Source organism: Prevotella sp. P5-50, assembly GCF_002251295.1.
Taxonomy (GTDB): Bacteria; Bacteroidota; Bacteroidia; order Bacteroidales; family Bacteroidaceae; genus Prevotella.
In genome coordinates, this window is the sequence record NZ_NPJA01000002.1 from 81,745 (window position 1) to 94,142 (window position 12,398).

At 48.4% G+C, this 12,398-nt stretch carries 8 protein-coding genes; 2 read left to right on the forward strand and 6 right to left on the reverse strand.

The window, feature by feature from the left end; all coding sequences use genetic code 11:
* Positions 1-699 precede the first annotated feature (699 nt).
* The 5 genes from CIK88_RS00790 to CIK88_RS00810 form a co-directional block, all read right to left on the reverse strand.
* Complete coding sequence (locus CIK88_RS00790; RefSeq protein WP_094433988.1) at positions 700-2,235, reverse strand: carboxylesterase/lipase family protein; 1,536 nt, start codon at positions 2,233-2,235, stop codon at positions 700-702.
* Positions 2,236-2,329: 94 nt separating this feature from the next.
* Positions 2,330-3,286 carry an endonuclease/exonuclease/phosphatase family protein gene (locus tag CIK88_RS00795; protein ID WP_094433989.1) on the reverse strand — a complete coding sequence of 319 codons (957 nt, stop codon included), beginning with the start codon at positions 3,284-3,286 and terminating at the stop codon, positions 2,330-2,332.
* Positions 3,287-3,346: 60 nt separating this feature from the next.
* Positions 3,347-4,909 (reverse strand): peptide MFS transporter, encoded by a 1,563-nt coding sequence (locus CIK88_RS00800; protein WP_094433990.1) that lies wholly within the window; start codon positions 4,907-4,909, stop codon positions 3,347-3,349.
* A gap of 8 nt (positions 4,910-4,917) precedes the next feature.
* Positions 4,918-5,709, reverse strand: coding sequence for a porin family protein (locus CIK88_RS00805; RefSeq protein WP_094390421.1), 792 nt, complete (start codon positions 5,707-5,709; stop codon positions 4,918-4,920).
* Positions 5,710-5,724: 15 nt separating this feature from the next.
* Complete coding sequence (locus tag CIK88_RS00810; protein WP_371591460.1) at positions 5,725-7,119, reverse strand: LysM peptidoglycan-binding domain-containing protein; 1,395 nt, start codon at positions 7,117-7,119, stop codon at positions 5,725-5,727.
* 82 nt (positions 7,120-7,201) lie between these two features.
* Here CIK88_RS00810 and CIK88_RS00815 point away from each other — a divergent pair, with 82 nt between their 5' ends.
* Together CIK88_RS00815 and uvrA are read left to right on the forward strand one after the other, a co-directional pair.
* Entirely contained in the window at positions 7,202-7,597 is a 396-nt protein-coding gene (locus tag CIK88_RS00815; protein ID WP_094433991.1) for a gliding motility-associated C-terminal domain-containing protein, read from the forward strand.
* Positions 7,594-10,464: an excinuclease ABC subunit UvrA gene (gene uvrA / locus CIK88_RS00820; protein WP_094433992.1), complete on the forward strand. Its 2,871-nt coding sequence runs from the start codon at positions 7,594-7,596 to the stop codon at positions 10,462-10,464. Before CIK88_RS00815 ends, uvrA begins: the two co-directional genes overlap by 4 nt.
* Before the next feature lie 307 nt (positions 10,465-10,771).
* Here the strand turns inward: uvrA and CIK88_RS00825 are convergent, their stop codons facing one another.
* Complete coding sequence (locus tag CIK88_RS00825) at positions 10,772-12,349, reverse strand: OmpP1/FadL family transporter (protein ID WP_094433993.1); 1,578 nt, start codon at positions 12,347-12,349, stop codon at positions 10,772-10,774.
* Positions 12,350-12,398: the final 49 nt, after the last annotated feature.

Consider the following 12,398-nt stretch of genomic DNA (forward strand, 5'->3'; position numbering starts at 1 on the left):
CGGTATTCACATACGGCCTCTTTTAAATCCTTTAAATATGAAAAATTTATTTTCTGTATTTGAACCATTGTACGTTGCAAATATACGAATATTAACGATATGTTCCAAGTTTTTAGAGTTATTTTGGGAAAATAGCAGTTTTTACAGTTTTACAGTTTTACAGTTTTGGAAAACGTTTTTTTTAAGATGCCACAGAGAAAGGTCAATGTCATAACGGAACGTCGGATATAATGTCACGGGGACAGGCAAACGACATCACCCCCAAGCGTTACAATATAACAATATAACAGTTTCCTAAACGCACACGGATGACGCGGATTGTCACGGATATTATATTTAAGTTTGTCAACACTCCAAAACTCACTTGCAACACGCCTTATATAAAAAAGACGTTCATTAATTGACTCTGATCGTCTAAGTATCTCATAATGATGGGTAAACTGCACTGTAAGGAAAGCTTCCAGTGTTGCTTTATCAAATTGGTCAGTTATTAACTGACCAATTGTTATTTCATCATTGTCTGCAGAAACAGGTGAGGTTTTAATTAGAATATTAAACAAAAATCTTTAACTAGAATCCGTGTCGTCCGTGTAATCCGTGGATTTTAGTTGCTTCGCAAAAAAAGAACATGGGGACAGGAATCTGCCCCCATGTTTCATCATTTTGCTTTTTGATAGGTTCTTTGTATATTATCATATTCTATTTCCTGCGACTCTTGAAAAATGCTTCAAAGAAGTCCATCTGGCGCTGGTTGGGCAGGCGGTCGAGGTGGAAACCCTCATGGATGATCATCACCGTGGGTTTGTCCTGTTTGTAGGTAGTCCAATAGGGCAGCGAGTCACCGTTGGGATTACCTGTCTTGGTGAAGTTAATCCAATAGCGCGACATGATTTGCTGCATGTGACGCTCGGTATCGGTCATGCGACCGCCCTTAAAGCTGAATCCGTAGATGAACGGCATCTCAGCAACATGGCTGGCACCGCCTCTTTTGCTGCGGAGAATGGTGTTTTCGGAGTCTTGGTCGAAGTAGTACATATATACACGTCCCTTACCGGTCTTGGTCTGCAGGTTGGCCCAGGCGTAGGTGCCCCAGGCAAAGCTACCGTCGCGGAAGATGTCTGACAGCGCGAAACAGGCCTCCTGTTCGTTGGTGGCGGGGTATATCTCCAGCAGACGGTCGGCCCAGTCGCCATAGATGTCCTTGACCCGTTTCTGATAGGCTTCGACGGGCATGGGGAACGCGAACAAGGAGCCTTCGTCGGAGTTGGTGCCGATGAGGATGTCAACGTCGTTGTATTGTCCAGCCTCGTAGAGCTTGTACTGGTCGTCTATGATGGCATGGCCGTCAACCACAGGCCAGAATATATCCGGCTGGGTGTTGTCAACGAGCTGTTGGAACGGCACCTTGCGCATTTGCTTGAGGTTCTTCTTGCCGAGGCGCTTTTGGAAACCGATACCGGCCTGCTCGGCACTACGCACCGTACACACGGCGACATTTCCGTCGCGCTTCTCACCGACGGGCCAGAACGAACTTCCGCTCTCGCAGATGGCGGCGCGGAACAGTCCCTTGGTTAACGGCGAAGCACAGAGGATGCTCACGGAGATAGCTCCTGCAGACTCGCCGGCAATGGTCACCTTCTCAGGGTCGCCGCCAAAGGCCGCAATGTTGTTGTGCACCCATCGCAGGGCTTCTATCTGGTCGAGTATTCCGTAGTTACCGGAGAGGCCACCAGCCTCCTTGCTGAGTTCCGGATGACTCATGAAGCCGAGTGCTCCAAGGCGGTACTCAATGCTGACATAAACGATGCCCTCACGGACAAAGCTCTCCTGCGTGCCGCTGTACGATCCGGTGAGGAAACCACCGCCGTGAATCATCACAAACACGGGCAGGCGCTCATCAGATGACTTTGCGGGTGTCTCAACGCTCAGGTACAGGCAGTCCTCACTCATTGGAATCTCGTTGCCGTTCTGGTTGGGGTCGGTTGGTTGTGGGGGGCGGTTGCCCCACTTGTCGGCCTTGTACACTCCTGTCCACGGTTTTTTCGGCACGGGAGCCTTCCAGCGCAGGTTGCCTATAGGTGCCTCTGCGTATGGAATGTTCATATACAGGGCGTGGCCGTTGCGGCTGACACCCTCAATCTCTCCCTGCGCAACATTGGTGCGCAGCAGTTGTGCTGTGGCGCTGGTTTCTATCGCCAACAGTGCACAAACTAAAATAAACCATTTGTTTTTCATATTCTGCTCGTGTTAATGAATAGATGTTGCAAAATTAATAAATAATTTTGATATGGTGCAAATGTGTGTGATAAAATTCGGGTGGAATGCGACATTAATGGCGTTGGAATTGGAAACGGACGACAAGGGGGAGGTGGTCGCTGAAACCATTTTGGAAACGGTATCCGTTGTAGGTGCGAAACGGTTTGTCACCGCCATACTTTTTGTCTGGTTCAAGAAGGAAGGGGGCGTCATTGATATGACAGTATTCCAAATGGGGCAATAACGAGGGGCTGACGAAGATGTGGTCGATGCCTTGCCAATGGCCAAGATAACGGTAGGAGGCTTTCGCAACACCATGTCTGCCCTTAACTCCCTTGCTGATATTATGGTAGCCGTGTGCTTCTAATGCTGTGAGCACAGGACTGTCTGCAACATCGTTGAAGTCGCCTGTGATGATGATTTTGGCTGTTGGCGACTGCACTTGGATGCGGGTTGCCTCGGTAGTGATGCGTTGCAATACGCTTTGTCGCCATAACTGTGACGAGCGAGCACCACTCAGCTTGCTGGGGGCATGGACAACAAAGATATGGAGGGTGTCGCCAGAGATGTATTTCCCCTTGACGTAGAGGATGTCGCGCGTGGGACGCATGCCTTCCATGGGTTCTACTGTCAGACAATCGTAACAGAGGGGACGGAAGACTAATGGCTGGTATAAGAGTGCCACGTCAATTCCACGACTGTCGGCGGACTCTGTCATGAGGTAATGATATCCTGCATTGCGAAGTAATGACCGACGGGTGAGATCATGGAGCACGCGGTCGTTTTCCACTTCTGTCAACGCGATGAGATTAGGGAGTCCCCATGATGCGGTATCGTTACTGCACGACATGATCTCCTGGGCAATATGGCGCTGTTTCAGCCAATAGCGCTGAGGCGACCAACGGCGTACGCCACCTTCTACCCACTCGGTATCGTTTTTCCCTGGGTCGTGTTCGTAATCGAAGAGATTTTCGCAATTGAGTTCTACCAGTGTGAGCCACACGGTAACGACAAGGACTCCTATAGACATAGGCGTGATAAGAAAAAAAAGCGCACCCCTTGATGAGGATGCGCCGTGATGATAAAATGTTTATTTTGTAACGCGTTCAAGCCATTTGACCATGCCGAACATGACACCCATGGAAATGAGGCAGACCACGAGGAATACGGACCAGCACATCCATATGGGCCACTTATTGTACATCAACGGGCCAATCCACAAGAGGAGGTTGCCTACGGCTGTGGCACCGAGCCACAAGCCCTGACAGAGACCCTGCAGGTGTTTGGGGGCTACCTTTGAAACAAACGAAAGTCCCAGTGGTGAGATGAACAGTTCTGCTACGGTGAGGAAGAAATATACGACGATGAGAACCCAAGGTCCTGCCTTCATGGTAGCCTTAGCGGTATCGCCCATCATCTTGAATTCCTCGGCTGAGGGATAACCCTGCATCATAGAATAGATGGCAAGGAAGAGATAAGCCAATCCGGCAATACCCATACCGTAGGCTATCTTACGTGGGGTAGAGATGGCGCGTCCGGCACGTGTCAGACTTCCGAAAATCCACATGATGGCCGGTGTGAGGGCAATAACGAAGAATGGGTTTACTGCCTGCCAAATCTCAGGAGCTATGGTGTCGGTAACCACAAAGTCGCGTGCGAAGAGACTGAGTGACATACCATTCTGGTGGAATGAGAACCAGAAGAATACGGCGATACCCAACACAGCAAAGAGGGCGAACATGCGCTGCTTGATTTCTGTTGCCATTTCGCGCTTTTCCTCTTCGGTATATTCCTCTGCCTTAACGGCTTCTTTCTTACCTGGTGTGGGGAAGATGTTACGAGAAGAGATGAAGATGACCAGCGAAATCAGCATGGCCACTACCGATGCAATGAAGGAATAGTGGATTCCGGTGTTGAAGATGTTCAGATAGTGAGAGCAGAACGCTGTCAGGTCTCCGCCTGTCTGTCCTCCCACCTTGGTCACCAACTCACCCAGATTGTTGAGGGCATCTGCCGAAAGCGCTGCACCATTGTTGATATACTGGTGGCAGAGGGCTGGCAGCGAAGCATCATAACTGAGGTTGTTGACCTGCAACCACCATGAGCGAAGCATGGGAGCTACGAAAGGTGCAACGAGTCCTCCAATGTTGATGAACACATAGAAGATCTGGAAACCAGAGTCACGCTGACCTTTGGCGATGCGGAGTGCTTCTTCGCCTTTTTTGGCAGCTTCTGCTTCAAAATTATCGTACATCTGACCGACGATCGCCTGAAGGTTGCCTTTAAACAGACCGTTACCGAAGGCAATGAAGAACAGTGCCAAACAGGTCAGGGGCAGCAGCCACGACACATTATTGCTGGTTGCCATAACAGGCACAGACAGGATGACGTAGCCCAGAGCCATCACCACAAGACCAGTCATGATGGTGCCTTTGTAGTTTTGTGTACGGTCAGCAATGATACCGCCCACTAGGCTTAGCACATAGATGCCGGCATAGAAGAAAGAGTAAATCACACCGCTTGTTTCGTCAGACAAGCCGAATTTAGAGCAGAGGAAGAGCACGAGCACGGCATTCATAATGTAATAGCCGAAGCGCTCACCCATGTTGCTGAGTGCTGCAAGTAGCAGACCTTTTGGATGGTTTTTAAACATAGAAATATTTATTTGATTTTAGAGTTGTTGGTTTTAAACACGTCGAAAAGATAGGTTAACTTGACGACGATCTGTCCGAAATTGGATTTACCGAAATAATCACTCTTGGTATTCCCAAAGATATTGCCGAGTCCATAGTAATAGCGGCCTTCGAGCAGGAAGTGTCCCAGTTTGGGGTGTGAATATTCCATTCCGGCTCCTACGGCGATACCGTAGTCGAACTTATTCTCCACCGCCATCGTGTCTTGCGCTGTGATGTAGGAAGCACGCTGTTCTGTCGGTTCGTATCCTTTCACAAGATTGGTATTGGTCTTCTCGTTGAGGAAGAAACCCACCTGCGGACCTAACTGGAAAAAGCCTTGCAGTCCATTGCGCTCACGTCCCCACCCCAGTCGTGCCATGACAGGAATCTGCACATAGTTCATCTTGCGCTCATAGTAGAGCGGATGGTCGGGATCGTCAGCATAGAAGCAGGGGTTGTCGTTGACATCGAGGATATCTTCTTTCCATCCTGTTTGTACGTAGTTGACTTCTGCCACAACGGCACAGATGCTTTTGAAATATTTCTCGCACGTGTAACGCAGGGTGATACCGCCGCTTAAACCAGCGAGCTGTTTCTGCGGAACGCGAGGTGAGAAGCCTACGCTACTCATCATCATGCCACCGTTTACACCGATGGCAAACTCGTTACGATAGTCGCCTACCTGTGCTGACAGTCTTGTGGCGATGACCAGTCCTGTGAGTATGAGTATGTATCGGCACTTCTGCGTGGCGCTTATTGTCAGTTTCTGTTTTTTCATGTCCTTCCTATGGTGTTAGAACTTGATGATTTCAGTTTTACGTCCTGTGGTGAAGTGTACAAAGAGTGTACTCTTGTTTTGCAGTCCGCCGTTTCCAAGACGCTCGAAATGAAGTGGTGTCTGAATAGGCGTGTAGCCTACCATGCCCGATGCTCCGGTAAACTTCTTACCGTAGAGATGGAGTCCCTTGATGAAGAAATAGGCGTGGTCGAAACCCGTAATGGCAAACCGAGGAAGGGCGTTCATCATATCGGCATGGAAATTCCACCGGTATTTGAGATTGATTCTATCGGTCTTCGACGACAGGGGATTCATATAGAACGTTGCCGGGATATAGGTGTCGAAACGGTAGAAATTATCGAGTTGATGACGGGTGTAGAGCATCCATTCGGTATAGCCAAAGAGCGTGATCTGCATTTCCGGGTATATGGTCTTGAGTCCGCTGAGGCGTGCCAGAGCCACACCGAGCTGTGGAGAACGCCCCGTGTTCAGAACAACAACATTACGCTTGGTCATGCTGAACGATTTACGAAACATTTCTTCGCCCGATTTCAGATTGGTCACATTATAGGTCATGTGCTTGGCTTCGAGACGACGACGAAGGGGGAAGGTGAAATTACCTTTCTTACTGGTGGTATCGTTGCAATCAATGATGACAGTATGGCAGTCGGAGAAGCGTTGCAGGAAATGAGTGATATAGGAATCATTCTGCAAATCCTGCGACTGAAACACCTGATAGATATTTCTGTTGGTAGTGAGTTCCGGCGCATTGATAGAGAACGGTATCAACAGGCGGATATCATTCTTCTTCACGAAATCACTCATGGGCTTCACCATTTTAGAATAGAGCGGACCGATAATCAAATCGCGGTCGGCAGCATGGGGATCCTGCAAGAACTTGTTGATGTCTGAATCTTCAGCCACATTCCATGCTCTCACATCGGTAGAGATACCGTTGGCTCTCAAACTATCGCAAGCCATGAGTACACCTCTATAATATTCTGTCATGCGCTTGCCGTCACCGTTAATATCGTGCAAGGGTAACATGATGCCGATGCGTATTTCACGCAGCGTCATGTCACAGTCTTGTACTTGCGGCTTAGCGGGCATTTTGATTTCTGATGTTGCCCCTGCTGAATTTCCTGCCGAGGGATGATTAGACGGCCAGGGAATTTTGATATATTCGCCTTTCTTCAATTCATAGCCTGGCGTATTCATCTCCGGGTTTGCCTTGATGAGTTCCTCAATGGTGAGCCCATTGTCTTTGGCAATACCAAAAATGGTTTCCTTACGCTTCACTTTATGGAGCTCGCGGTAAGAATTAAGCTGCGCACAGGCTGTCTCTGCCATGAAGGCAAAGAGGCCAAGAAAGAGGAGTTGACGTAATATTCCGTTCTTCATTTCCATCATATTTTAGTCTTTCGCCTACAAAATTACAAAAAAAGATGCGGTAAATCTACATTTTTCCGTAAATTTGCAAAAATATTAGTATATGACACTCAAAATAGCACTGACAACGTCACTTTTTCTCCTTCTCTCACTGCCCGTCTGTGCACAAACGGACAACAGCGAAACAACGGAGAGCCGCTTGGAAATGCCCAATGCCTTCTCGCCAAACGGTGATGGCATCAACGACATCTATCAGGCGAAGTCGAACTATGAAAACATCGTTTCGTTTCGTGCCACCATTTTCAATCGGAAAGGGCAACGCCTCTACGAATGGAGCGAGGTAGCAGGAGGATGGGACGGTAGCAGCGGAGGACATCCCGCGAAAGACGGAGTCTATTTTGTGCGTGTGGTGGCCAAAGGCGGCGACGGTCGCGACTACGACATCAAGAAAGCCGTGACCTTACTGCGACAATTCAACGAATCAACTGAAATGAGATGAACAACGACGAAAAAATAAACGTATGGGGCGCTCGCGTCCATAACTTAAAAAACATAGACGTGGAGATTCCACGCCACTCCCTAACCGTGATCACCGGACTGAGCGGATCGGGTAAATCGTCATTGGCCTTCGACACCATCTTTGCCGAAGGACAACGCCGCTATATTGAAACCTTCTCTGCCTATGCCCGTAACTTCCTGGGAGGCATGGAGCGACCTGACGTGGATAAGATAACAGGTCTGTCGCCCGTTATCAGCATCGAACAAAAGACTACCAACAAGAATCCCCGTTCTACCGTAGGTACAACGACTGAAATCTACGACTACCTGCGTCTGCTCTTCGCCAGAGCAGGCAAAGCCTACAGTTACGCAACTGGCGAGGAGATGGTGAAATACACAGAAGAGAAGGTCATCGACATGGTGGCAGCCGACTATAGCGGCTGCAAAATCCTTATCATGGCTCCTGTGGTAAGAGGCAGAAAGGGTCACTACCGCGAACTCTTTGAAAGTATGCGGCGAAAGGGCTATCTCCATATCAGAGTGGATGGCGAAGTGAAAGAAATCACACGGGGCATGAAGGTGGACCGCTATAAAAACCACGATATCGAAGTGGTCATCGACCGGTTGGCTGTCAAAGGCAACGATGACGAACGACTCAAGAAGAGCATCCGCATCGCCATGAAACAAGGAGACGGTCTGCTGATGGTCATGAATCACGACACGGGAGCGGTCAAGTATTTCTCACGCCGGCTGATGTGTCCAACAACGGGAATCTCCTATAGCGACCCCGCCCCCAACACCTTCTCGTTTAACTCACCGCAAGGTGCGTGCCCTCGCTGTAAAGGGCTGGGATACATCAATGAAATAGATCTCGGTAAAGTGATTCCTAAACGCAATATGAGCATTTACGAGGGAGCCATCGTGCCATTAGGAAAATACAAAAACCAAATGATATTCTGGCAAATCGATGCCATCCTCAAGAAATACGACTGTACGCTAAAAACAAAAATTGAGGACATCCCCGATGATGCGCTCAACGAAATACTCTACGGTTCGTTGGAAACGGTGCGCATCGACAAAGAACTGGTTCATACGTCAAGTGACTACTTCGTAGATTTCGACGGTGTAGTGAAATATCTGCATGATGTGATGGAAAATGGCGAGAGCAACAACGGACAGAAATGGGCGGACCAGTTTCTTGCCGAATGTGTATGTCCGGAATGTAAAGGACAAAAGCTCAATCAGGAAGCACTCTCCTATCGCATCTGGGATAAAAACATTTCGCAGCTTGCCAATATGGACTTGGTAGAACTGCGCGAATGGCTCAACGAGGTGGGAAACCACATGGACGACCAACAACGGCAGATTGCCACAGAAATACTCAAGGAGATTCGCACACGAATAGATTTCCTCCTTGAAGTAGGTCTTGACTACCTGTCGCTCAACAGACAGGCAGCAACGCTGTCGGGAGGTGAAAGCCAGCGCATACGTCTTGCCACGCAAATCGGTTCACAGTTGGTCAATGTGCTCTATATCCTTGACGAGCCAAGCATCGGACTGCACCAGCGCGACAACGACAGACTCATCCGTTCGCTGAAAGAGCTACGCGACCTCGGCAATACGGTCATCGTAGTGGAGCACGATCGCGACATGATGCTCAATGCCGACTATATTGTGGATATTGGGCCGAAAGCAGGAAGAAAAGGTGGAGAGGTGGTCTTCCAGGGAACCGTTGAGGAGATGATGCACACCAATACCATCACCGCCCAATACCTCAAAGGCGAGCAACAGTTGCAAAAAGGACGCCACAGAAAAGGCAACGGCCAGTTGCTGACGTTGCGAGGATGCCGAGGCAACAACCTCAAGAACATCGATGTTTCGTTTCCTTTAGGATGCCTGATTCTCGTCACAGGAGTCAGCGGTTCGGGAAAATCAACGATGATCAACGAAACGCTCTACCCCATCCTCTCCCAGCATTTCTACCGTTCGTTGCAAAAACCCATGCCCTACGACAGTATTGAAGGACTGGAGCATATCGACAAGGTGGTCAATGTGGATCAGAGTCCCATAGGACGCACTCCACGATCAAACCCAGCCACATATACGGGAGTCTTTGCCGACATACGATCACTCTTCGTGAATCTGCCAGAAGCACAGATTCGAGGTTATAAGCCAGGACGCTTCTCGTTTAATGTCAAAGGCGGAAGATGTGAAACCTGTGGTGGAAACGGATACAAAACGATAGAAATGAACTTTCTGCCCGACATACAAGTTCCGTGTGAAACCTGCCATGGCAAGCGATACAACAGGGAGACGCTGGAAGTGAGGTTCAAGGGAAAATCTATTGCCGATGTCTTAGACATGACCATCAACCAGGCCGTCGAATTCTTTGAAAATGTGCCCGATATCTTGAGGAAGATCAAAACCATACAGGATGTGGGATTGGGATACATCAAACTCGGACAACCTTCGACAACGCTCTCTGGAGGTGAAAGCCAGCGCATAAAACTTGCCACAGAACTGTCGAAAAAAGATACGGGCAAAACCCTTTATATCCTTGACGAGCCAACCACGGGACTTCATTTTGAAGACATCAGAATCCTTATGGATGTTTTACAGAAACTGGTAGATCGTGGAAATACCGTTATCGTCATAGAGCACAACCTCGACGTCATCCGCCAAGCGGACTACATCATCGACATGGGGCCGGAGGGCGGACGAAAAGGCGGTGAGGTGCTTTCTGCCGGTACACCAGAAGAAGTGGCGAAGAGCAAAAAGGGATTCACGCCCAAATTCCTGCTTGAAGAAATGAAGAGAAATAGTGACGCTCCCGACAAACCCTGTGGAGGTAGCTGTACAGATACTTGAAACAAGTTCTTTGTAAACAAATGAAAAGTCTACAAGGTCATTAATTTGGCGAAGCAAGTGCTTCTGTGGAACGACCTTGCCATATAGACCGGAATAATCGGTAAACTGGAATGTTTCTTATTGTGGCCAGCATATCTCTCTAAATATGCTATAAAGGTACAAAAAAATAATGCACATATGCGAGCAAAGCGCCCTACACATGAGCATTATTTTTAGACATAAAAGAATTTGAGAGGTTTTTCAGTGCTCTCCATCGAACTTAACTTTCGATGGGAGCAACTCTCAAATTTATGTAGATAAAGATTGGTCAGAAACTGTATGAGAGGGTGCAGAGTACCTGATGGCGCTTGTCGCTCACACTAACAGGTGAACACTCATTGACCTCGGTCTGACGCACATTGTCGGCATCAATATAATCGGCTGAATAATAACTCATGAAGGGATAGAAATCGCCGTTGCGCTGACTATACTGGTAAGCCAAGTCTAAACGGAACTTGTCGAAGGTGAAACCTACACCTGCCGTGATACGGTCGGTTGCCCCCCAGTTCGTATAGTCGGTGGTCGAAGCATAATAGACACCCGGAGAGTCGATGGTCTGGTCGCGCACAGCACCTTTGTTAAACATCGGTGTCACGTGGTTATAACCCAAACGAATGGCGAAACTCTTATCAGGACGGAACTCGCCTCCGAGTTTGATAGTGCTCACACCTTTGAGATTCTTCTTGGTCAACTGGTTCATATAAAACTCACTACTGCTATTCTCATGATAGCCATCGTAGTAGTCGTAATAGGCATCGTCGATGGTGCGCATGTCACACGAACCGTAGTCTGCATATTCGTAAACGGCTCCAAGGGCAATCTGATTACCAATGGTGTGACCGAGGCTTATGCCAAACTTCCATGGCGTATTGAAACGGAAATCCTCACTGGCTGCCGACTTATCAACATTGGAACCAATAGTGGTGTAGTTCTCTGTGGTGAGCTTATAGAAGGTGGGAGTAGCTACAGAGAGACCGATGCGGAAGGGAGACTCTTCAATGGGACGGAAGATGGCACCTGCCTTGATATTGAAACCTGTTCCCGTAATATTGTGCTGATCGCTGATGAGCACACCTTCTATCTGATCTTGGTTTGGCTGTAAAGTCTCGTAATACTCGCTGTAGTCCTTATAGTGCACATCGCTAATACCTATGGTAAGACCAAGATAGAGGCGGTTTTTTTTATTACCACTGATATTGATGTCGTAGTTGCCTATGTAGCCTGAGGTAGCACGATTGAAGTCGTACATATCGCCTCCATAACCCACAACATATTTTTCATGCGTATCAGGATCTTCTTGGAGCAGCAAATTACCCAGATAAATATCGTCAAGCTGCGAATAAGCCAACGAATTCTTATTGAGCAGTCCGTTCATGTCCTTGAGCGTGGTCTGCAAACTCTGCGACGAACCATTCAACTTGGCTGCAGCGGTGAGTATCTGATTGAAATTGCGGCTTTTGTGATAGTTGAAACCAAAATTGAGGAAACTGCTCACACCGGTTCTGGTGCTGAGCACCACACCAATCTGGTCAAACGACACATTGGTCTTGTTGGCATTGGCAAACGAGGCGGCATCCTGCAAATTGACAAAGCCAAACGAAGTGCTCACCTGTCCCTTGCGAAACAATCCGATACCGGCAGGATTGGTGCCGATTGTGGAAATATCTGCGCCAAGCGCATCCATGGCTCCACCCATACCCACATAACGGGCTGTACCATTCAGGTCTTCTGTAGATAATGCTGCGGCATCATACGAGTCGCCAACGGCTGGCACCTCAGATTGTGCCTGCATCTGAACTGCTGCGGCAGAAGCCAGCATGACAGCGGTAATTGCTTTTATATTCATAGTCGTATTTTGTTTTCGTTGATAAAATATTTGTATCTCTCACCAAATA